Below are 21,882 nucleotides of genomic sequence, written 5' to 3' on the forward strand. Positions count from 1 at the left end.
ATTCAGATTCGGGAGACCGAGCGTATGTATGCCATCGTGGAACGACGGGGGCTGTGGTTTACCATCTCTGCCCTGTTCATCCTGCCCGGGATCATCTTCATGATCTGGTCCATGGCGACCCACGGCACCCCCTTGCCCCTCAGCATCGACTTTACCGGCGGAACCCTGTGGGAGATCCGTTTCTCGGAGCCGGTTGCCCCTGCCGATGTGCGCAAGATCTTTGTGGATGCCGGCTTCACCGACACGGCCGCCTTCAACGTGGAGGATGACCGCACCGTCCAGGTTAAGCTGAAGAGCATCGACATCGAGACCAAGACCCAGCTGGCGGAGGCCCTGACCGCGCGCTTCGGCCCCTTCGAGGAGCGGCTGTACCGCAGCATCGGCCCCACCATGGGCAGCGAAGTGAGCCGGGCCGCGCTCATCGCGGTGGTGGTGGCGTCGGTCCTGATCCTGATCTACATCGCCGGGGCCTTTCGCCAGGTCTCCCACCCCCTGCGCTACGGCACCTGTGCCGTCATCGCGCTGGTCCACGACGTCCTGGTGACCATCTCCTTCATCGGTGTCATGAACCTGATCGCCGGCTGGGAGGTGGACGCCCTCTTCCTCACCGCGATCCTGACGGTGATCGGGTTCAGCGTCAACGACACCATCGTGGTCTTCGACCGCATCCGGGAGAATCTGCGCCGCTATCGCAACGAGCGCTTCGCCACCGTCACCAACCGCAGCCTGATCGAAACCCTGCAGCGTTCCATCGCCACCCAGGTGACGGTCCTGCTGGTGCTGGTGGCCATCCTGGTCCTGGGCGGGGCCAGCCTGCGCCAGTTCATGGCCACCATGATGGTGGGCATGATCTCGGGAACCTACAGCTCCATCTTCAACGCCACCGCGCTGCTGGTGGCCTGGGAGGAAGGCTCCCTGCTCCACAAGGGGAACGATACGGCTCCCCTGGCGGACGGACGGCAGGTGCTGGCGTAAATTGACCGTGGAAACGGCGGAGCGTGTGGCTTCGCCGTTTTTGATTGGCGCCCCCGGCCGAAGACGACCACATCGGGCGCCCTGAGGCCGGCCCTGGTGTCGGCTAGAATTGATCGACAACCTCTGATATGCACCTTCAATCTGAAGAGATCCGGCGGGAAACCGCCTCCAGCCTGCCCACCGCCATGCGCGCCCTGACGTTGACAGACGGTGGCCCCGTTTTGCGCACCGATTATCCGGTGCCCACGCTGCAGCCGGGCGAGGCCCTCATCCGGGTGCGCCTGGCCGGCATCTGTGGCACCGACCTGGCCCTGCTGGCCAACTACAAGGGCGGCTTCCGGGGCGTGTTGGGCCACGAGTTTGTGGGCGAAGTGGTCGCTGCCCCCGACGATCCCACCTGGGTGGGTCGCCGGGTGGTCGGGGAGATCAACGTGGGCTGTGGCCGCTGCTCCTGGTGCCGCCACGGCCTGGAGCGCCACTGCCCCAACCGGCAGAGCATCGGGATCCTGGGGCGGGACGGCGCCTTCGCCGACTACCTGGCCCTGCCCCTGGCCAACCTGCACCCCGTCCCCGATGACCTCCCCGATCAGGAAGCTGTTTTCACCGAACCCCTGGCCGCGGCCTGCGAAATCCTGGAGCAGATTCAAGTGACGCCCAACAGCCGGGTGTACGTGCTGGGGGACGGCCGCCTGGGGCTGCTGGTGGCCCAGGTTCTGGCCCTCACAGGATGTGACCTCACCGTGGTGGGCCATCACCCGCAAAAGCTGGCGGTGGTGGCGGCCATGGGCATCCAGACCTGCTGCATCCAGGGCGACCAGGTGGATTCCTTCCTCCAACCCCGCTCTGCCCACGTGGTGGTGGAAGCGGTGGGCTCGGCCCGGGGCTTTGCCCTGGCCCGGCACCTGGTGCGGCCCCGGGGGACCGTGGTGCTGAAGAGCACCTTCCCGGGCGCGCCGCCCGCGGTGGATCTGAGCGACCTGGTGGTGAACGAAATCCGCCTGGTGGGCAGCCGCTGTGGCCCGTTCCCACCGGCCCTGCGCCACCTGGCCCGGCGAACGGTGCAGGTGGCCCCCCTGATTCACGACCACTTCCCCCTGGCGGAGGGGCTGGCCGCCCTGGAACGGGCCGGGCAGCGGGGCGTCCTCAAGGTTCTCTTGTCGTTGACGTAATTCAGGATCCATGCCTGGTGGGGCATGGTTGAAGCGAGAGGAGTTTTTCAATGGCGAAAAACGAAACGATGGAAGGACGCAGCGACGCGTCCGCTGGCGATGCGGCTCAGGTCATTGACCGCCAGGCGCAACCCAGGGTGGTCACCACGCCGCCCCCCGGCGATCGATCCGCCGAGCTTCCCCGGGCCACCGCCTACGAGGTCGCCCAGGCCCAGTTCAACATGGTGGCCGATTTCATGGATCTGGACCCGGATCTGCGGGCTTACCTCTCCCGCCCCCAACGGGAGCTCATTGTCCACTTCCCCGTGCGCATGGACAGCGGCGAGATGCGCATTTTCACCGGCTTCCGGGTCCATCACAACACCGCCAAAGGCCCCACCAAGGGGGGCATCCGCTATCACCCGGACGTTACCCTGGACGAATGCCGCGCCCTGGCCATGTGGATGACCTGGAAATGCGCGCTGATGAACCTCCCCTACGGCGGCGCCAAAGGGGGCGTCATCGTGGATCCCCACGACCTGAGCCGGGGGGAGCTGGAGCGGCTGACCCGGCGCTATGCCACCGAGATCAGCTTCTTCATTGGCCCGGAGCGGGACATCCCCGCGCCGGACGTGGGCACCAACGCCCAGATCATGGCCTGGATCATGGACACCTACTCCATGCACCGGGGCTATTCCATCCCGGCGGTCATCACCGGCAAGCCGGTCAGCATCGGTGGCACCGTGGGCCGGGAGTATGCCACGGGCCTGGGCATCACCTACGTGACCCGGGCCGTGCTCAAACAGCGCTTTGGCCGGGGGCTGGAGGACATTCGGGTGGCCATCCAGGGCTTTGGCAACGTGGGAAGCTGGACGGCCCTCAGCATGCACGAACGGGGCGCGCGGGTGGTGGCCGTCAGCGACCGTTTCGGCGGCGTCTTCAATGAGAAGGGGCTGGACATCCGCCACCTGATGCGCCACGTGCAGGAGACGGGCAGCGTCACGGGCTTTGCCGGCGGGGAGCCCCTGAGCAACCGGGAGCTGCTGGAGCTGCCCGTGGATGTGCTGGTGCCGGCCGCGCTGGAAGGGCAGATCACCCGGGAGAACGCCCCGCGGATCCAGGCGTCCCTGGTGGCCGAGGGCGCCAACGGCCCCACCACCCCCGAGGCCGACCGCATCCTGGAAGAGCGGGGTATCCTGGTGATTCCGGACATCATCTGCAACGCGGGCGGCGTGGTGGTGAGCTACTTTGAGTGGGTCCAGGGCCTCCAGTCCTACTTCTGGAACGAGAGCGAGATCCGGCGGCGCATGGAGCAGACCCTGCTGGACAACCTGGAGGCGGTGATCGGTGTCACCGTGCGTCGGGGCTGCAACCTGCGCACCGCGGCCTACGTGACGGCCATCGAACGGATTTCCGAAGCGGTGCGGGTGCGCGGGTTTTATCCGTAGCCGGGGGCTGTGCTATCATGCCTGGCATGAGCAACGACCTGCGACGCAAACTTCTCCTTTCCCTGGTATTCGGGCTGCTGGTCTACGTGGCCCTGGCCCTCTACAGCGACTGGCACCAGTTGACCGCCGCCCTGACCGATTTTCCCTGGATCTGGCTGCCGGTGGCGGTGGGCCTTACCCTGGTGAACTACGTGGGGCGGTTGATCAAGTGGCAGTGGTATCTGAGCCTGCTGGGGGTGGAGATCCCCCGGCGGGACAGCGCCCGCATCTTCGGCGTCGGCATGCTCATGGTCATGACCCCGGGCAAGGCCGGCGAGTTCCTCAAGAGCTACATGGTGAAGAACGTCACGGGCACGCCCATGAGCGTGACCGCACCGGTGATCCTGGCCGAGCGCATGACTGACGGCACGGCCATGTTGATCCTGGCCAGCGTGGGGCTGTTCGCCTTTCCCAACCCCACCGCCCGGCTGGTGGCTGCGCTGGTCTTCGCGGCCTTCCTGACCACCATTGCCGTCATCCAGATCCGGCCGCTGGCCCTCTGGTTCCTGTCCCTGGGGGAGCGCCTTCCCCTGATCCGCCGTTTTGCGGGCCACCTGCATGCCTTTTACGAAAGCAGCTACCTGATCTTTCGGCCCCGCAACCTGCTCATCTCGCTCCTGATCGGCGTGGTGAGCTGGGCCGCGGAAGGGGTGGCCTACTACGTGGTGTTGACTGGCTTCGGCGCCCCTCCTGGCCCGCAGACCCTGCTGATCGCCATCTTCATCTTCTCCATCAGCGCCGTCATCGGCGCGGTGATCGCCATGCCCGGCGGGCTGGGCGGTGTGGAAGGCAGCCTGGTGGCCCTCAGCGTCCAGACCCTGGGGATGTCCACTGCCCCGGCCACGGCGGCGGCCCTGCTGGTCCGCTTCTGCACCCTGTGGATGGGGGTGCTCATCGGCGTGGTGAGCTTCTCCCTCTGGCCACAACTCCTGGCCGGTGCGGAGCAGGCCCGAAGGCCTTCCCTGGCCCCGGCGGCAGAGACGGAGACATCGGCCTGATTTCGTCGCCTTTCCTGCCCGTTCCTGGCCTTCGGTCGCTCTCCATGAGACCGCAGATGACTGGGCCGCAACAGGATTGTTTGTTTCGTAGAGGCGCAGGGAACGCAGAGCTTTTCTGGCGAGAATCTCTGTGTTCCTTGCGCCTCTACATTTTTCAGGTCCCTTTGACCGTGGGGTCACCCATGGACTCGACCACTGACTCGAGCGGAGCACAACGATGACGACACAAGTGTATCTGAATGATTGGGAAAATCCGCAACTGGTGGCGCGTAACAAGGAGCCGGGCCACGCCACCCTGATCCCCTTCGGCGATACGGCCACCGCGCTGGCAGCCTTCGCTGCGCCGACCCTGGACCGCAGCGCCTCCCCCTTCGTGCGCTTCCTGGACGGCCAGTGGCGTTTTCACCTGGCGCCCAACCCGGCCGCGGCGCCGGCCGACTTCCACGAGCCAGACTTCGACGATTCGGACTGGGACCTGATTGCCGTCCCAGGGAACTGGCAGCTCCAGGGTGGGGACATCCAGCGGGGTATCCTCCGCTACGACAAGCCCATGTACACCAACGTCCAGTACCCGTTCCCCATCGACAACCTGCCCGGCGTACCCGCGGACGACAATCCCACCGGCTGCTACCGGCGGACCTTCCAGGTGCCATCCGAGTGGATGGGGCGCCAGATTTTCCTCCACTTCGAGGGGGTGGACTCGGCCTTCCACCTCTGGATCAACGGCCAGCCAGCCGGATACAGCCAGGACAGCCGGGTCCCGGCCGAGTTCAACATCACGCCCTTCCTGCGGCGGGGCGAAAATACCCTGGCCGTGCGGGTCTACCGCTGGTCCGACGGCAGCTACCTGGAGGACCAGGACTTCTGGCGGCTGAGCGGCATCTTCCGCAGCGTCTACCTCTGGTCGGCCCCTTCGGTCCATGTGCGGGATTTCCAGGTCCAGACGGAGCTGGACCCGGCCTACCGGGATGCGACCCTGCGGGTGCGGGCGTTCGTACGGCATTATGGCAAGGCGCCGGCCCGCACCGGCCAGCCCACGGTGCGCCTGCGGGCCACCCTCTACGATCACGACGGTCAGGTCGTGGTCCGTGGGGAGCCGGAACAGCCGCTGCGCCTGCAGCCCGGCGGCGAATTGACGGTGGATCTGGCCCGGCCGGTGGCCAACCCCCGCAAGTGGACCGATGAGCATCCCCACCTGTACACCCTGCTGCTGGAGCTGTTGGACCCGGACGAGCAGGTGCTGGAGGTGGTGGGCTGCCGGGTGGGCTTCCGCCAGGTGGAGATCCGGGATGGCCAGCTCTGCCTCAACGGCGTCCCGCTGGTCATCCGGGGGGTGAACCGCCACGAGCATGACCCGGACACCGGCCACACGGTGACCGTGGCCTCCATGGTCCAGGACATTCGGCTGATGAAGCAGTTCAACCTCAACGCGGTGCGCACCTCCCACTATCCCAACGACCCCCGCTGGTACGAGCTGTGCGACTACTACGGCATCTACCTCATCGACGAGGCCAACCTGGAGTCCCACGGGGTGTGGGACCGCCTGGCCAAGGACCCTGCGTGGGAGCAGGCCTTCCTGGCCCGGGCCGCGGCCATGGTGGCCCGGGACCGCAACCATCCGTCGGTCATCATCTGGTCCCTGGGCAACGAGTCGGGCTATGGCCCCAACCACGACGCCATGGCCGAGTGGATCCGGGGCCAGGATCCCACCCGGCCCATCCACTATCACCCGGCGGAGGACGCGCCCATCGTCGACATCCTGGCGCCCATGTACCCCAGCGTGGCCCGCATCATCCAGATGGCCCAGGACCCCCATGAGACCCGGCCCATCATCATGTGCGAGTACGCCCACTCCATGGGCAACAGCACCGGCAACCTCAAAGAGTACTGGGAGGCCATCGAGGCCCATCTCCGGCTGCAGGGCGGCTTCATCTGGGATTGGGTGGACCAGGGCATTCGACGCCGCACCGAGGATGGGGAGGAGTGGTTCGCCTACGGCGGGGATTTTGACGACCATCCCAACGATGGCAACTTCTGCATCAACGGCCTGGTCTGGCCCGACCGCATTCCCCATCCGGCCCTGTGGGAGTACAAGAAGGTGCTGGAGCCGGTGCGGGTCACTCCCCTGGACCTGGCCCGGGGCCGGCTGGAGGTGACCAACCGGCGCCTCTTCCAGGACCTGAGCGACCTGGAGATCCGCTGGACGGTGACCGAGGTGGGGCCGGTGTCGGCCCGCACGGGAACGGCGTCGGTGCGAGAGCTGGCTGCGGGCCGGCTGGAGCCCCTCCACACCCGGCCAGGGGAGCGGGAGATCGTGGAGATCCCCTTGCCGGCCATCTCCCCGGTGGTCGGCGCCGCGTACTGGCTCACCCTGCACTTCACCCTGGCCCAGGAGACGCCCTGGGCGCCCCAGGGCCACGAGTTGGCCTGGGCCCAGTTCGCCCTGGAGCCCCAGCCGGAGATGCCCCACCTGGTGGACGTTTCTGCTGGCGGGTCCTTGCGTGTGCAGGAGGAAGATGGCCACATTGCCGTGGCCGGACGGGATTTTTCCCTGACCTTCGACCGACGGACGGGCCGGTTGATGAGCTGGCAACAGGGAGGGCAGGAGTTGCTGGTGAGCGGCCCCGTCTTCAATGTCTGGCGGGCGCCCACGGACAACGACGCCAACACCTGGGGCGAGCAGCGCATGGCCATCCGCTGGCGAGAGTCGGGCCTGGATCGGCTCCAGGAAGAGGTGCTGGCGGTCTGCGTGGAGCAGCCGGGACCCGACCAGGTGCAGGTGACCGTCCGCTCCCGCCACAGCGCCGCCATCGACGTGGAGGCAGTTCAGGCCAGCCGCTGGCAGTCCATGTTGGCCCAGCTCCAGGGGCTCTTTGCCCACTTTGTGGACCCGGGCCAGCTGCGCAACCTGGGCCTGCTGATGGGGGTCAACGTGGACGAGCTGCCTGGCGCCGATGGGGCGGAGCGGGCCCGGGCCTTTGTGACCCACCTGGACCGGCAAGATCGCATCGCCGAGCTGTTGGACCGGATGCACCAGCTGGTCAACGGTCCCTTTGCCGTGCAGGCGCCCGCCGAGGTGAAGGAGCGGCTGGCCCACTACGCCGGCCACACCAATCAGGAGCTCAAGGCGCTCCTGCGGCCCCATGACCGGGCCGAGATCACCTGCGAGCTGGTGTACACCGTGGCAGCAACTGGCGTGGTCACGGTGGATCTCCACGCCCTCTGCGCCGGGGAAATGCCGCCTTCCCTGCCTCGCCTGGGCCTGCAGATGACCCTGCCCGGCCGCTTCAACACCTTCACCTGGTATGGCCGGGGCCCCCATGAAAGCTACGTGGACCGCAAGGAGGGGGCCTGGGTGGGCGTCTTCTCCGGCAGCGTGGACGAGCAGTACACGCCCTACATCATGCCCCAGGAGAACGGCAACAAGACCGATGTGCGCTGGGTCTCCCTGACCGGCGACGGTGGGGGGCTGCTGGTGGTGGGGCAGCCGTTGCTCAACGTGAGCGCCCACCACTTCACCACCGAGGACCTGACCCGGGCCACCCACACCTACGAGCTGAAGCGGCGGGATGAGATCACCCTGAACCTGGACTACGCCCAGTGTGGGCTGGGGAACGGGAGCTGCGGGCCAGGCGTCCTGCCCCAGTACATGCTGACACCCGGGGAATATCGGTTCCGGTTCCAGCTCTGTGGGATTCGGATGGGTTGACGGGTCGTGGATTGTATTGTGGGGCGGAAAATGTTTCGCGCTTCCATTCCGGCCTACGGAAATGGGTATCCCGTCGTAGGCGCCGCTCGTAGCGGCGCATCCGTCGCCGCTCCTGCACCTGTCGGGATGTGGCGACAGCGGGCGGCTGGGAGCCGCCCCTACGGCAAACCGGTGCCCTTTCGCGGCTGGTGACATTGGGGCGGGCCCCCGTGCCCGCCCCTACCGCGCGGCATCGGTTTGCCGACATCCACCCCGGGTCCGGAGGGGGCTGCCCATGTGGCGATCCGGTGGAGGATGATGCAAACAGATCGTTAATCTCTCGCTTGTGTCTCTCTAACACGACAGGATTACACTGGGAGCAGGGGGAAACCTCTGCTCCTGTGATTTCTGGTGAGACTGGAAATGCTGAGATTGTGGCGAAACGGAGGTGAACGTTATGCGCATTCTTGGCATTACCGATCTGCGAGGTGCGACCGAGCGGTTGTCTCAGCTGTCTGAGCTGGTCTCCAGGGAACGGATCGACGCCATCGTCTTCTGTGGCAACATCATCCCGGAAGATGCCCGATCCGAGGCGTTCCGCAAGGCTGCAGATGTCGGCGAGAAGCCCGAGATGGAAAAGGCAGTCCTGGAGCGGCTGGAAGAGACCGCGGTCCGCGCCTATGAGGCCTTCTTCGATGAGATGGGCAAGTACGACATCCCGGTTTACGTGGTGCCGGGCTACCTGGACGCGCCGGAGCGCCTCTACATGCAGGCGGCCCTCAACCACGAGGTGGTGGAGCCCAATGTGGAGGTGGTCCACCGTTCTTTTGCCCCGGTGAGCGGGGAGGACCTGACCGTGGTGGGTTTCGGTGGCGGCATCAGCGACGACCTGCGGGAAAACCGGTTCCTGCTGGTCTACCCGGAGTGGGAAGCCTCCTTCGCCTTTGAATTTGTCCGCCACATCGACCAGAATTTGCTGATGGTCTTCAACACGCCGCCCCGACGGGGCAACCTGGACCTGGAGAATGGCAAACACATCGGCCGCCACGTGGTGGAATCCATCATCAAGACCTATCGGCCTCGCTTTGCCTTCTGTGGCAGCGCGTTGGACGGCCAGGGCACTGCGGAGATCGGCTCCACCCTGGTGATCAACCCGGGTCCCCTGCGGGATGGGCACTATGCCATCCTGGACACCCACACCCGGCAGGTCACCTTCGGGCGGCTGCCGGCCTCTTGAGGGGGCGTCCATGCCCATCACGGCCCCTGCACGGCCTGGGAGAGCCGTGTAGGGGTTTCTTTGTGTTTGGGATCGGGTCGGGAAGAGGGTCTTGTTAGGAGGATGGGGCGTTCTAACGGAACCAGCTTTGCTCGCGCTCTTGTTGGGCGATCTTCTTGAGCGCAGGGAAGGCCCTATGGAGCATGTGAGCACGCAATTCAGCATCCATGAATAGTTGCAATAGATTTTCCCTGTGATATCTCATGAAGCTGGTACCTTTCCAGCTCCTAAATACCTCGGCCGCGTGCAGGATGGCCATACGCCAGGATTCAAAAAGGATGGAGGGCTGTTCAAAGGGATGCTCCCATTTCAGCCGCACAAATCCATAGTCACCATCCCCTGCCCACCGTTTTTGCAATCTCGAAGTACGGATAAGTCCGGTTAATCGCCTGGTATCTCTCAGCCGCTGGAAATTGACACAGAATGTCGCTTCGGTCTGCCGTTGCTTGCGGTACAGGCTGACGATCTCCCACATGCCCATGTTGAGGGTCAACTTGTGGACATCCGGCCGAAAGGTGATCGAGATGATGTGCCGAAGATCTTGCATCGAAGGGAGCTGGGCCAGGGCCTGTGTAAAAAGCGCCAGGCCTGCTTCGCATTCTGCACGCGAGGAGAACATTGCATGTAGAATTGTTTCGACGTCGACATCGTCATGGACTGGGCCGCGCTCGGGTTTGGGAATCTGAACCCGGCTGTTTCCCGATTGTTCGTCGAGCTTTTTCAACCTCTCTTCAACTTTCTGTGCGGCCGAGAGCGTTTTCTTCTCGGCCGCCATCGTTTTTATCTGCGCCTTGATGTCGCGTAGCCAGTTGAAGCCAACACTTGGGCTCTTTGCAAACCAGCTTGTTACGAGCTGGTCTAGCTCGAGGATGGCCTCAGGTTCCTCCACGAGAATACCGACTTCCACGTTGCCGTGATCCAGGCCAAGTCCCGGCTGTGTCAGATTCGCAGATGTGACGATCGCCCGTGATCGATCTGCCATATAGATCTTGGCGTGGAGATTAGATGCCAGTCGTACCTCAGCACCCCTTTCAAGTAACCATTCCACCGCTTCGATATCGCTTGCCTTGCTTAGAAAGTCCCGAAGGTTACCGCCCATCAGAACCCGGAGCTTGCACGCAGGCTGTCTTCGAGGGGTGTCGATGATCCATTTCAGTGCTTGGATCTTCAACCACGGGCTGACCATCACCAGGTCACTGGCATCCTGGAACAGGGTGCGCAAACAACCGGCCAAAGGGGGTTTTAGAATTTTCATGGTCCGGGCCGCTCCTTTCTCCATGCCAGCCTGGCCGTTTATAGACGGGCCAAGGCCGGGGGAGAGGGGATGGGGGTGAGGCTGCCTCCCGCCATCATCCCTCTTCGTCCAACGCCACCACTTCCCCATCCGCCAGGTGAACGCGCACCTGGGTGGCGGCCACGTCCCCATCTGCCTCCACGCCCACCACCGGGCACTCCTCTCCCGCGCGGGTGGGGTAGAGCAGGGTGACCAGCCGCACCGGGCCCTGGGCCTGCCACTCGACGAGCGCAGTGGGCGCGGGCGCGTACTGCCCCTGTTGGTGGTTGAGGATCGCTTTCCAGCCCTGCCACTCGGGCTCCTCCTGGCCGGCCACCACCCTGGCGGTGAGGCCGGCCAGCCGGGCCGGGACGATGGTCAGGTTGGCCGTCTCGGGGTCCTGGCTGGCAATCGCCACGCCGCCTTCCGGCAGGGAGATGACCGCCGCCTCTTCGGTGTCGAAGTGCCACAGGGCCTGGTAGCTGTGGACCCCGTCGTCCTCCGGAAGCAGGCGGTCGATGACCAGCAGGCAGGGTCCCAGCGCCCCCTGGGGGCGCTTCAGGAAGATCACCCGGCGGCGATGGACCACGGGGATGCCCGCATCCGGCCCGTAACCTTCTTCGTAGGCGGCCTCCACCCAATCCCGGGCTTTGCCAAAGTGCCAGCGTACCCCCGCCGGCTCCTGGATGGCCTCCTCCCGATGCACGTAGTGGGCCCGCCGGTTCTGGTCCCAGCCGTCCACCCGCACGGTGTTGTGGGCTCGGGTGGAGAGGACGTAGCGCCGCATGGGCGAGGTGTCGTAGGCGTAGTTGCCACCCTCGGTCAGGAGCAGCCGGCCGTAGGCGTGGAGCAGCAGGTTGAGCTTGTCCTCGTGCTGGTGGGCCCAGCCAAAGGGGCCGCCGTCGAAGAGCGCCCAGATGGCGTCCGGCTGCCAGCTTTCCCGCAGCACCACGTAACCGGCGTAGGGGAAGGCCCAGGAGCATTCCGCCGGCGGCTCACCCTCCTTGGGCGCCCGGGGACCGCCGCTGTGCACCCAGCGGAAGTCGGCCCGGTGGGGATAGAGCTCCACCGCCCGGTCGAAGAGGGGGGCGGCCTGCATCCAGCTTCCGTCATTCACGTCGGGCAGGCGGCCGTCGGGCATCACCAGGCGCAGGTTGGCCTCGTGCATGCGCTCCAAGACCGGGGCAAAGGCATCGGGCACCGGCTGGTCGTAGGCCGCGTAGACATCCCACAGCCACTGGTAGTTGCGGATGTTCACCTGGTGGTAGTTGGTGGTGAGCTCATACTGGAAGCCGTCCGGGTAGACCTGCTTATCCAGCTCCTCCACCAGCCGCTCCAGGGCGTAGGTCCGCCAGGCCTCTGCCTCCCGGAACTGGGGGTAGAGGAGGCCGATCTGGGCCAGGCCGTTCATCTCCATGATGAGCCAGTTGTGGGTCCAATGGAAGTGGCGCAGCCGCCAGCCATGCTCCCAGACCGACTTGTACCAGTCCACCAGCACGTCGTCGTCGAAGTGGGGGGAGCGGTAGAAGGAGTGGAGGGCCCACTGCCAGGCACCGCCCATGCGGATGCCCGCCTCGATGGTGCGCCAGCCCAGGGTGGCGTTGCCGGGCGCGTCGGGCGGCACCAACACCTGGCGCACCCAGCTGCGGAAGAGTTGGACGAAGCCGGCCGCGTAGCGCTCGTCGCCGGTCTCCCGGTACCGTTCGGCCAGGATGGCCCATTCCGGGTGGCGGTTGAGCTGGAAGGGCCACTCCTTGTACTGATTGTAGGTGGGGTTGGCGTGCCAGTCCACCTCCCCCTGGAAGCGGTGGGGCGTGCCGCAGGAGATGAGCTCCAGGCGCAGGATCCGTTCCGCCGCTTCGGCCACACTTTCACCCGGGTACATGAAGTTGCTGCCCCGGAAGGTCCGGCGGATGGAGAGGAAGCGCTCCGGCTGGAGGCTGGCCCGGGCCTCGGCGGCGAAGACCCGGCGCGCGGCCGCCAGGTCTCCCCGGGCCACCAGCGCCGGGATCTCCGCCAGGCCGGGGCGGCTGGTGTCCACATGTTGGCTGAAGAACTCCTGGTCGCTCAGGCGGGGGCCGGTTGCTGGGGTGGTGTCCATGGGATAGCGCCTCCGTGTTGTTGGTTTACTGTTGGATCTCCCGTTCCCGGATGCCGATGAGGAAGAGCAGCCCGTCCAGGCCCAGGTTGGAGATGGAACGCTGGGCCTTTTCCCGCACGATGGGCTTGGCGTGGAAGGCGACGCCCAGCCCGGCCACGCTGAGCATGGGCAGGTCGTTGGCGCCGTCGCCCACGGCGATGGTCTGCTCCAGGGAGAGGTTTTCCCGCTGGGCAATCTGCTGGAGGAGCTCCGCCTTCTTGGGGCCGTCGATGATCTCCCCCACCACCCGGCCGGTGAGCTTGCCGTCCACGATCTCCAGCCGGTTGGCGTAGACGTAGTCGAAGCCCAGCCGCTCCTGGAGTTTTTTGCCGAAGTAGTCGAAGCCGCCCGAGAGGATGCCGATCTTGTAGCCCAGCCGCTTCAGGGTGCAGGTGACCCGCTCCGCGCCCTCCATGAGGGGCAGGTTCTCCGCCACCTCCTGGAGGACGGACTCATCCAGCCCCTTGAGTAGGGCCACCCGGCGGCGCAGGCTTTCCTTGAAGTCCAGCTCGCCCCGCATGGCCGCCGCGGTGATGGCCGCCACCTCTTCCCCCACGCCGGCCCGTCTGGCCAGCTCGTCGATGACCTCGATCTGGATCAGGGTGGAGTCCATGTCAAAGACCACCAGGCGGCGGTTGCGGCGGTAGATGTCGTCCACGTGGAAGGAGACATCCATGCCCATCTCCTGGGAGATCTGCAGGAGCTCCCGACGCATGCCGTGTTCGTCGTGGAGCTTGCCCGTCACCGAGAACTGGACGCAGGCCTTGGGCTCCCGGCTGGGCCGGGTGAGGGAGACCCGGCCGGAGAGGCGGGTGATGACGTCGATGTTCAAGCCATAGCGGGCGCAGATGGCGGCCACGGCTGCGATCTGGCCGGCGGTGAGCTTGCGGCCCATCATGGTGATGATGCGCCGCTCCTTGCCCTGCTCGTCCACCCAGCGCTCGTAGGTCTCCAGGTCCACCGGTGTAAAGCGGACCTGGACGTTCAGCTCGTGGGCCACGTAGAGCAGCTCCTTGAAGACGGCCGCTGACTCCAGCTGCCGGGGGATCTCCACCAGCAGGCCCAGGGCCAGGTGGTCGTGGATGACCGCCTGGCCGATGTCCAGCACGTTGATACCAAAGGCGGCCAGCGCGCTCGTGATTCGGGCCACCAGTCCCGGCCGGTCGCGGCCGGTGATGTTGAGGAGAAAGATTTCGTTGGTTTCAGTCATACCGTTGCGTTCGTTATGCCGTTGCATATCGTGCCAAAAGTTCGTCGATTTCTGCCATCTGGTCGGGGCTCAGGGGGCCGAGTTCCAGGGCGTTGGCGTTTTCTTCCACCTGGGCCACGGTTTTGAAGCCGGGGATGGGCACCGTCACCGGGCTGCGGGCCCACAGCCAGCCGATGGCCCCCTGGGCCAGGGTGCGGCCGCCCGCGGTGAGCACTTCCCGCACTTCGTTGAGCACCCTCAGACGCCGGGCCTGCTCCCCGGTGCGGAAGTCCCAGTCCCGGCGTACGTCGTTCTCCGGCAGGCGGGAGTCGGGGGTAAACTTGCCTGTGAGCAAGCCCTGGGCCAGGGGGCCGCGATTGATGCTGGCCAGGTTCTGTTCTTCGCAGATGGCCAGGATATCGACGTTGCCCTCGAAGAGGTTAAAGCGCTGTTGGATGGCGGCGCAGTGTTCGCCCTGGGCAAAGAAGGCCGCTCGCTCAGGGTCGTCGGTACTCCAGCCGTACCAGCGGATTTTGCCCTCGTCCACCAGCTGTTCCAGGGTTTCCAGGACTTCCTCCGCCCGGTTCAGATCGTAATTGCCGATGTGGAACTGGTAGAGGTCGATGTAGTCGGTGCGCAGGCGGCGCAGGCTGGCCTCGCAGGCCTGGCGGATGTAGGCCGGCTCGCCGCTGGCGCCGGTGATGTAGCGGCTCTGCTCATCAAAGATGTTGCCAAACTTGGTGGCGATGATGACCTGCTCCCGCCGTGGGCTGAGCACCTGGCCCAGGATGCGCTCGCTATGGCCGCAACCGTAGACGTCGGCGGTGTCGAAGAAGGTGACGCCCAGCTCCAGGGCCCGCTCCAGCGCCCGGATGGACTCCTTGTCGTCCACCTCGCCCCAGCCCACGGGGCGGTCGCCGCGCCAGAAGGGGCCGCCGATGGCCCAGCAGCCCAGGCCCAGGCCGCTGATTTCGATACCGCTTCGCCCCAGGATTCGGGTGTACATGATGAATGCTTCCTCCTGTTGTTGTCACAATGACCCTATGCCATGGGTTTGGTTCTACTATTCCAGTCTGCCGGGATTTACTATACCATCATTGCCAGATGCTCCAGGAACTTGCAACCTGGGTGGGTGAGCCAGGCCCCCGTGTCCAGGGGCTGGCGGATGCGCCACAGCTGGCGGGCCACATCACCAGATAGCTGGCCCCGACCCGGCGCATCAAATGTCGGGTGGGCAGGGCCAGGTGAACCTGGCCTTTTCGTGTAGTCATAAGTAGCTGTGTCCTGGGAGAAGTGCCCGGGTAGCGGGCCGGCAGGCGCTTGCAGAGCCATGGGCCGCTCAGATGGGGACGATTTCCAGCCGGATGGTGGCGGCGTAGGCGGGCTCCTTGAGGGCAAAGGCCACCCGGCGCACGTCCGCCGGGCCGGTGGAGAGTTCCACCCCCTCGAACAGGTCCATGCGGGCCGTCACCAGGTTGGCGTCGAAGGCGACCCGCAGCTTGCCCCGCAGGCCGTAGAGGATGAGGGCATCTTCCCCCAGCTCCACCCGCCCGAAGGTGGTGAGCGCGGTTTCGAAGTCGCCCGGCGCTTCGGCGAACTCCACCGCGTCCTCCAGCTCCACCCAGCCTCGGGGCGCCTCCCGGTGCAGGGTGACCCGCCGGCGCAGGGAGGCCAGGCCCGCGGCCTCCGGGTAGGCGTCCTTGAGCTCCAGGGCCAGGGTGTCCTGCCGGTCGGACGCCACGTGCTCCAGGAGTTGGGCCGCGTGCTGGCGGCCTGGGGCCTGGAGCTGGCCGTTGACCACCGGCACCGAGTGGCCCAGGGAGGAGTTGACCAGATGCTCGTAGCGTTCCGGGCCGAAGTAGGCCCGGGTGTAGCGCCCCTGGCCGATGTCCGCGATGACCGATTCACCCCCCACGTGGACGATGATGTTGCCCACATCGTTCTGGTTGTGCATCTCCTGGTTGTGGCCGCCCTTGGCCGCCAGGACCAGGGCCTGGGGATCGGCCGGGTCGTAGCGGGCGATCATCCACATCATGCCGCTGAACCAGTCGTGGCGGCTGGGCGTAAACGCGTGCGGCACGTCCGCCGGCGGCTGCCAGAAGAGGGAGCGCAGGCCCCAGGTGAGGTTGGCCCGGCGGTGTTGGCTGGGCTGCTCCCAGGCCAGGGAGGCCAGCTCCGGCAGCTCCAGTCGTTGGGCCAGGAAGGCCAGGTGGGCCCGGGAGTAGGTGATGTTGCTCCGGCAGTCGGAGAAGTTGACGTAGGCGCCCCGGCTGAGGACGGTGCGCATGGGGTAGCTGGCGATCTGGCGCATCCGCTCGCCCCGCAAGAAATCGATGCGGCCTTCGGTACGCTGCTCCACCAGGTGGGCCAGCACCGTGTAGTAGCCGAAGCCGTAGTCCCAGTAGCCGGGTCCTTCGCTGGAGCCGCCGTCGGGATCGAAGGTGTCCAGGTAGTCATCCAGGGAGCGGGCAGCCCGGGCCAGGATTTCGGCCAGCCGGGCCGGGTCGGGCTCCAGGTAGAGGGCCGCGCCGGCCACGCCCCCGTTGCAGACGGCGGTCCAGTTGTTGACGCTGCGCCGGTTGGAGTTGTGGAGCCACCAGAAGTCGTGGCGGGTCAGGTAGGGGGTGAGGCAGCGGCGATCTACCTCATCCCGGATGCGCTTGCCCAGGCGGGGGTCCAGCTGGTCGCCCAGGAGCAGATCCAACTCAGCCAGCTCCAGCGCGGTCATGGCGGCCCCCAGGTCGATGACGGGCCGCTGCATGTCGGCCAGCTCCACCTGGTGGGCCGGCAGCGCCCAGCTACTCTCCTCGCAGATGGCCCAGGCCAGGTCCAGGATGGGATCCAGGAAGCGGCCTTCCCCTGCCAGGCACTCGGCCAGGGCCAGGTTGCGCAGCAGCTCCCGGCGTTGGGAGCGGGGCTGCTGATAGCCCTCCCGTCGGCCTTCCCGTTTGAACTCCAGGTAGAGGCTGGCGGGGAGGGCGGGGATGGGCGTGCGGGCGTCTTCTTCGGCCTGGCGCAGGATGGCCTGGACCTCCTCTTCGCCCAGTTGCCGGCGGATGGCCGACCAGGCGGCCCGGTCCCGGACAGGGGGGAAGGGGGGCGGCGGCGTCGCGGCCCGAAGCGCATCCTCGATATCGATGGCGTTGTAGCGGGTCAGCATTTGGTTCCTCCTGGGTGTTGGGTCAGGCAGGTACGTTGCGGCGCAGTTCCTCCAGCCAGACCACGGACTCGGAATCGCTGGGCGCGCGCCAGTCGCCCCGGGGCGAGAGGGAACCGCCCGAGCCGACCTTGGGACCGTTGGGCAGGGCGGAGCGCTTGAACTGGCTGATCTGGAAGAAGCGATAGAGGAAGACCTCCAGCCACTTTTTGATGGTGGCCAGGTCGTATTCGTGGCGTTTATCCAGGGGGAGCAGGTCCGGCCAGGGCCCCTGGTTTTTGTCCCGCCAGGCGTGGTAGGCCAGGTAGGCGACCTTGCTGGGCCGGAAGCCGAAGCGGGTGATGTAGTAGAGGTTGAAGTCCTGCAGCTCGTAGGGGCCGATTTTGGCCTCGGTGCTCTGGGCCGGCCGCTCCTGGTCGCCGTTGCGGTGGGGGATGAGCTCGGGCGAAATCTCGGTCTCCAGGATGGCATGGAGGATGCGGCTGGCCTCTTCGCCGAACTGGTGGGTGTTGGCTACCCAGCGGATCAGGTACTGAATCAGGGTCTTGGGGACGGAGGCGTTGACGTTGTAGTGGGACATGTGGTCGCCCACGCCGTAGGTGGCCCAGCCCAGGGCCAGCTCGCTCAGGTCGCCCGTGCCCAGGACCAGCCCACCGTGGAAGTTGGCCAGCCGGAAGAGGTGGGAGGTGCGCTCGCCGGCCTGGACGTTCTCGAAGGTGACGTCGTAGACTTCCTCCTCGTTGGCGAAGGGGTGGCCGATGTCCCGCAGCATCTGCAGCGCGGAAGGGCGGATGTCGATCTCATGGGCGCTGACGCCCAGGGCTTTCATGAGGGCGTGGGCGTTGTTGCGGGTGGTGCGGCTGGTGGCGAAGCCGGGCATGGTGTAGGCCAGGATGTTCTCCCGGGGCAAGCCCAGCCGGTCCATGGTGCGGGCCGCCACGATCAGGGCCTGGGTGGAATCCAGTCCGCCGGAGACGCCGATGACCACCTTTTGGATGCCGGTGGCCTGGAGCCGCTTCATCAGGCCGTGGACCTGGATGTTGTAGACCTCGTAGCAGCGCTCGTCCAGGCTGGTGGGATCGCTGGGTACGTAGGGGAAGCGGTAGATGGTCCGCTGCAGGGGTACCGGGCCCGCGGGCACCTGGAAGTGAAAGGGGACCCGGCGCAGGGTGCGGAGGCGTTCCCGGTGGTCGGCCACGCTATCCTGGAAGCTGGTCATGCGCATGCGGTCCTGGATCAGCCGCTCCAGGTCGATGTCCGCGGTGATCACCTGCTCGTCCGCGGCGAAGCGCTGGGATTCGGCCAGCAGGGTGTTGTTCTCGTAGATGAGCGCGTGGCCATCCCAGGCCAGGTCCGTGGTGGATTCCCCGGGCCCGGCTGCGGAGTAGAGGTAGGCGGCGATGCACTTGCCGGACTGGGAGGCGCACAGGTCCCGGCGGTAATCGGCCTTGCCCACGGTGATGTTGCTGGCCGAGAGGTTGGCCAGCACTGTGGCGCCGGCCAGGGCGGCGTAGGTACTGGGCGGGATGGGCGTCCAGACGTCCTCGCAGATTTCCGCGTGGAGGGCGAACCCGGCCACGTTGGTGGCCTCGAAGATCAGGTCGTTGCCGAAGGGCACAGTGGTGTCCAGGAAGGGGACTTCCCGGGCCACGGCATCCCGGGCCGAGGCGAACTGGCGCTTCTCGTAGAATTCCCGGTAGTTGGGGATGTAGGTCTTGGGCACGATACCCAACACCTGTCCCCGGTAGACGACCACCGCGCAGTTGAAGAGTTTGTTCTCGAAGCGCAGGGGCGCGCCCACCAGCAGCACCGGCGTCAGATCCCGGCTGGCGTCGATGAGCTGGATCAGGGCGCTGCGGCTGGCGTCCAGCAGCGCGTCCTGGTGGAACAGGTCGTCGTTGGAGTAGGCGGAGAGGCCTAGCTCTGGGAAGAGGGCCACCGCGGCCTGCTGCTCGGAAGCCCGGCGGGCCAGGGCGATGGTGCGTTCCACGTTGAAGGCCGGGTCGGCCACCCGCACATGGGGGATGCAGACGGCCGCCCGGATGAAGCCGTGGGAATAGATGGAGTCAAACGGATGGGTCATGGCGGTCACATTCGGGTGCGGTTTGGGTCCACGGGGACGGCCGAACGGCAGGCATCCGGGGAGTGTTGGCTGCAACCTCCTGAAGGCCTGGCTTTCGGTACAGCCGTCCGGGCCGGTCGATCACCGGCCTTCATCCATTATACGCCTGGCGGGGATTCCTGGCGAAACAGCGGGGGCGAGGCGCCTGCACTTACCCTGCCCTTACGGGGTGGCGGGGTCGGTCAGTTGCGCCACGCATGCCTGGATGCGGGCCCGGTCGGTGACCAGCCGGATGGTCTCCGGCGGGTGCAGGGCGCCGCCCATGTGGACGCGGCTGTTGGTCACCTGGACTGGCGCGGCCACGGCGCTGCGACCACTCAGGTGGATCTCCTGCACGCCGGTCAGGCTGACGATACGGCGGACGTTGCGCTCGGTGATGCCGCCGCCGGCCATGATGCCGATGCGGCCGGCGGCCTGTTGCACCAGTTGGGCCAGGAGTTCGCTCCCCTCCAGCGCGCTGCTCTCCTGGCCGGAGGTGAGCACCCGGGGCACACCCAGGCGGATCAGGGTCTCCAGGGCTGCGGAGGCGTCCGGCGTGAGGTCGAAGGCCCGGTGGAAGGTGACCGGGAGGGGGGCGGCTTCTTCCATCAGGGCGGCAGTGCGGTCTTCATCGATGGTGCCGTCGGGGTGGAGGATGCCCAGGACGATGCCGTCCGCGCCCAGCTCTTTGGCCAGGGCGATGTCCTGGCGCATGACCTCGAACTCCAGGGGCGTGTAGCAGAAGTCGCCCCCGCGGGGGCGGATCATGACGAAGAGGCCGATCTGGATCTGGGCCCGGGTGAGCCGGATCATGCCGGCGCTGGGGGTGGTGCCGCCTTCGAAGAGGTTGGCGCACAGCTCCACCCGATGGGCGCCGCCCGCCTGCGCGGCCAGCGCACTTTCGACCGATTCCACACAGACTTCCACCTGGACGGGGCCAGGCCGGGCTCCTTGCTGCTGGGACATGGCTGTTCCTTTCCTGCTGGCCGCTCGACGGGCGGCCCGGATGGAGATGGGATTTCAGCGCTCCGCACAATTTTAAAACCGGCCTTCATGCTCTACAATTTTCATCTGTTATCTTTGTTATCGTCCATTTCACCCAATTGATCCTTATCCGGTGTGATCATGATCCAGACCCGTACCCTCACCAGGCCCTCCTTTGCTGAGTTCGTGGCCCTCGTCTCCATGATGATGGCCCTGACCGCCCTGTCCATCGACGCCATGCTGCCCGCCCTGCCCCACATCGCCGGGGATTTTCAGGTATCGAATCCCAACGACCGCCAGCTGGTGGTCTCGGTGATCTTTCTGGGCCTGGGGGTGGGGCAGCTTTTCTTTGGCCCCCTTTCCGACAGCGTGGGTCGGAAGCCGGCCCTCTACGCCGGCTTTGGCCTGTACATGGTAGGCGCCCTGATGGCCCTGCTGGCGCCAGGCTTTTCCGTCTTGCTGGTGGGGCGTCTGCTCCAGGGGATCGGCGCCTCTTCCTCCCGGGCCGTGACCCTGGCCCTGGTGCGGGATCAATATTCGGGCCGGGCCATGGCCCGGGTCATGTCCTTTGTGATGACGGTCTTCATCTTCGTGCCCATGATTGCGCCTACCCTGGGGCAGGCCGTCCTCCTCTTCGCTGGCTGGCGAAGCATCTTTGCCCTCTTTATTCTGCTCAGCCTGATCCTGCTGGTCTGGCTGGCCCTGCGCCAGCCGGAGACCCTGCCCCAGGAGCGGCGGGCCGCCTTCACCGTGCGGCGCATCGGGGCTGCGATCCGGGAGGTGGTGCGCAACCGGGTGGCTCTGGGGTACACGGTGACGTCGGGCCTGGTGAGTGGCGCCTTCATCGGCTATCTGAACTCGGCCCAGCAGATCTTCCAGGAGCAATATGCCCTGGGGGAGCTTTTCCCCCTCATCTTCGCCGTGGTGGCCTCTGCCGTGGGGCTGGCCTCTTTCCTGAACGCCCGGCTGGTGATGCGCTATGGCATGCGCCTGCTGGTGAACGTCTCCCTGTTGGCCATTGTGATTCTGGCTGGCCTCGCGCTGGCCCTGGCCTTCCTCCAGGATGGCTGGCTGCCCCTGCCTCTCTTCCTGGCCTACCTGATGCTCTCCTTTTTTTGCATTGGGATTTTGTTCGGCAACATGAACGCCCTGGCCATGGAGCCCCTGGGCCACATCGCCGGCATCGGCGCGGCGGTGGTGGGCGCCCTCTCCACCCTGCTCTCTGCCGTCCTGGGGACCTTCATCGGCCAGAGCTATAACGGCACGGTGTTGCCTCTGGTGCTGGGGTTGGGGGTGCTGGCGGCGCTCTCCCTGGTGGTGGTGCGCTGGATCGAGTAGAAGCGCGCAGCCGGGACGTTTCTACTGGCCGGTATATAAAGTTCTCTTCCCTCCCATTTGGCCAATTTCCCCCCTTGACGGAATCGTTTTCTTGTTGTATCATGCGTATGAATACATATTCATGCATA

15 protein-coding genes are annotated in these 21,882 nt (G+C 66.0%); 7 read left to right on the forward strand and 8 right to left on the reverse strand.

Annotated elements, in window-relative coordinates; genetic code table 11:
* The first annotated feature begins 24 nt into the window (after positions 1 to 24).
* The 6 genes from secF (at position 25) to FKZ61_RS05835 (ending at position 9,533) form a co-directional block, all read left to right on the forward strand.
* Positions 25 to 975 (forward strand): protein translocase subunit SecF, encoded by a 951-nt coding sequence (gene secF, locus FKZ61_RS05810; RefSeq protein ID WP_229964159.1) that lies wholly within the window; start codon positions 25 to 27, stop codon positions 973 to 975.
* A 128-nt stretch (positions 976 to 1,103) separates the two neighbouring features.
* A complete protein-coding gene (locus tag FKZ61_RS05815; protein WP_229964160.1) occupies positions 1,104 to 2,144 on the forward strand; it encodes an MDR/zinc-dependent alcohol dehydrogenase-like family protein in 1,041 nt (346 codons plus the stop codon).
* 221 nt (positions 2,145 to 2,365) lie between these two features.
* Complete coding sequence (locus FKZ61_RS05820) at positions 2,366 to 3,571, forward strand: Glu/Leu/Phe/Val family dehydrogenase (RefSeq protein ID WP_407659865.1); 1,206 nt, start codon at positions 2,366 to 2,368, stop codon at positions 3,569 to 3,571.
* Positions 3,572 to 3,597: 26 nt separating this feature from the next.
* On the forward strand, positions 3,598 to 4,608 hold the full coding sequence (locus tag FKZ61_RS05825) for a lysylphosphatidylglycerol synthase transmembrane domain-containing protein (RefSeq protein ID WP_229964162.1): 1,011 nt from the start codon (positions 3,598 to 3,600) through the stop codon (positions 4,606 to 4,608).
* A 217-nt stretch (positions 4,609 to 4,825) separates the two neighbouring features.
* A complete protein-coding gene (locus tag FKZ61_RS05830; RefSeq protein WP_141609141.1) occupies positions 4,826 to 8,317 on the forward strand; it encodes a glycoside hydrolase family 2 TIM barrel-domain containing protein in 3,492 nt (1,163 codons plus the stop codon).
* Positions 8,318 to 8,753: 436 nt separating this feature from the next.
* Entirely contained in the window at positions 8,754 to 9,533 is a 780-nt protein-coding gene (locus FKZ61_RS05835) for a metallophosphoesterase (protein ID WP_141609142.1), read from the forward strand.
* 112 nt (positions 9,534 to 9,645) lie between these two features.
* On the opposite strand, the gene FKZ61_RS05840 is transcribed toward FKZ61_RS05835, so the two are convergent.
* The 8 genes from FKZ61_RS05840 to FKZ61_RS05875 all read right to left on the reverse strand — a co-directional run bounded on the left by FKZ61_RS05840 (position 9,646) and on the right by FKZ61_RS05875 (position 20,398).
* On the reverse strand, positions 9,646 to 10,827 hold the full coding sequence (locus FKZ61_RS05840) for a phospholipase D family protein (protein ID WP_170199321.1): 1,182 nt from the start codon (positions 10,825 to 10,827) through the stop codon (positions 9,646 to 9,648).
* 94 nt (positions 10,828 to 10,921) lie between these two features.
* A complete protein-coding gene (locus FKZ61_RS05845; RefSeq protein WP_141609144.1) occupies positions 10,922 to 12,946 on the reverse strand; it encodes an alginate lyase family protein in 2,025 nt (674 codons plus the stop codon).
* A gap of 25 nt (positions 12,947 to 12,971) precedes the next feature.
* Entirely contained in the window at positions 12,972 to 14,195 is a 1,224-nt protein-coding gene (gene serB / locus FKZ61_RS05850) for a phosphoserine phosphatase SerB (protein ID WP_141609145.1), read from the reverse strand.
* A gap of 13 nt (positions 14,196 to 14,208) precedes the next feature.
* Positions 14,209 to 15,180: an aldo/keto reductase gene (locus FKZ61_RS05855; RefSeq protein WP_141609146.1), complete on the reverse strand. Its 972-nt coding sequence runs from the start codon at positions 15,178 to 15,180 to the stop codon at positions 14,209 to 14,211.
* 88 nt (positions 15,181 to 15,268) lie between these two features.
* A complete protein-coding gene (locus FKZ61_RS05860) occupies positions 15,269 to 15,445 on the reverse strand; it encodes a hypothetical protein (protein WP_170199323.1) in 177 nt (58 codons plus the stop codon).
* A gap of 68 nt (positions 15,446 to 15,513) precedes the next feature.
* Positions 15,514 to 17,334 carry a heparinase II/III family protein gene (locus FKZ61_RS05865; RefSeq protein WP_141609147.1) on the reverse strand — a complete coding sequence of 607 codons (1,821 nt, stop codon included), beginning with the start codon at positions 17,332 to 17,334 and terminating at the stop codon, positions 15,514 to 15,516.
* A 22-nt stretch (positions 17,335 to 17,356) separates the two neighbouring features.
* A complete protein-coding gene (locus FKZ61_RS05870; protein WP_141609148.1) occupies positions 17,357 to 19,414 on the reverse strand; it encodes an NAD(+) synthase in 2,058 nt (685 codons plus the stop codon).
* A 201-nt stretch (positions 19,415 to 19,615) separates the two neighbouring features.
* The gene (locus tag FKZ61_RS05875) at positions 19,616 to 20,398 is read right to left on the reverse strand and encodes a copper homeostasis protein CutC (RefSeq protein ID WP_141609149.1); all 783 of its coding nucleotides are present in this window, start codon (positions 20,396 to 20,398) and stop codon (positions 19,616 to 19,618) included.
* Positions 20,399 to 20,557: 159 nt separating this feature from the next.
* Here FKZ61_RS05875 and FKZ61_RS05880 point away from each other — a divergent pair, with 159 nt between their 5' ends.
* Complete coding sequence (locus tag FKZ61_RS05880) at positions 20,558 to 21,754, forward strand: multidrug effflux MFS transporter (protein WP_141609150.1); 1,197 nt, start codon at positions 20,558 to 20,560, stop codon at positions 21,752 to 21,754.
* The last annotated feature ends 128 nt before the right edge of the window (positions 21,755 to 21,882 follow it).

The organism is Litorilinea aerophila, from assembly GCF_006569185.2.
GTDB lineage: Bacteria > Chloroflexota > Anaerolineae > Caldilineales > Caldilineaceae > Litorilinea > Litorilinea aerophila.

Coding starts and splice junctions, on each gene's coding strand:
- FKZ61_RS05880 (WP_141609150.1), top strand. CDS start 20,558: ATGATCCAGACCCGTACCCTCACCAGGCCCTCCTTTGCTGAGTTCGTG.
- FKZ61_RS05835 (WP_141609142.1), top strand. CDS start 8,754: ATGCGCATTCTTGGCATTACCGATCTGCGAGGTGCGACCGAGCGGTTG.
- secF (WP_229964159.1), top strand. CDS start 25: ATGTATGCCATCGTGGAACGACGGGGGCTGTGGTTTACCATCTCTGCC.
- FKZ61_RS05855 (WP_141609146.1), bottom strand. CDS start 15,180: ATGTACACCCGAATCCTGGGGCGAAGCGGTATCGAAATCAGCGGCCTG.
- FKZ61_RS05870 (WP_141609148.1), bottom strand. CDS start 19,414: ATGACCCATCCGTTTGACTCCATCTATTCCCACGGCTTCATCCGGGCG.
- FKZ61_RS05825 (WP_229964162.1), top strand. CDS start 3,598: ATGAGCAACGACCTGCGACGCAAACTTCTCCTTTCCCTGGTATTCGGG.
- FKZ61_RS05860 (WP_170199323.1), bottom strand. CDS start 15,445: ATGACTACACGAAAAGGCCAGGTTCACCTGGCCCTGCCCACCCGACAT.
- FKZ61_RS05865 (WP_141609147.1), bottom strand. CDS start 17,334: ATGCTGACCCGCTACAACGCCATCGATATCGAGGATGCGCTTCGGGCC.
- FKZ61_RS05840 (WP_170199321.1), bottom strand. CDS start 10,827: ATGAAAATTCTAAAACCCCCTTTGGCCGGTTGTTTGCGCACCCTGTTC.
- FKZ61_RS05845 (WP_141609144.1), bottom strand. CDS start 12,946: ATGGACACCACCCCAGCAACCGGCCCCCGCCTGAGCGACCAGGAGTTC.
- FKZ61_RS05875 (WP_141609149.1), bottom strand. CDS start 20,398: ATGTCCCAGCAGCAAGGAGCCCGGCCTGGCCCCGTCCAGGTGGAAGTC.
- FKZ61_RS05830 (WP_141609141.1), top strand. CDS start 4,826: ATGACGACACAAGTGTATCTGAATGATTGGGAAAATCCGCAACTGGTG.
- FKZ61_RS05815 (WP_229964160.1), top strand. CDS start 1,104: ATGCACCTTCAATCTGAAGAGATCCGGCGGGAAACCGCCTCCAGCCTG.
- FKZ61_RS05820 (WP_407659865.1), top strand. CDS start 2,366: ATGGTGGCCGATTTCATGGATCTGGACCCGGATCTGCGGGCTTACCTC.
- serB (WP_141609145.1), bottom strand. CDS start 14,195: ATGACTGAAACCAACGAAATCTTTCTCCTCAACATCACCGGCCGCGAC.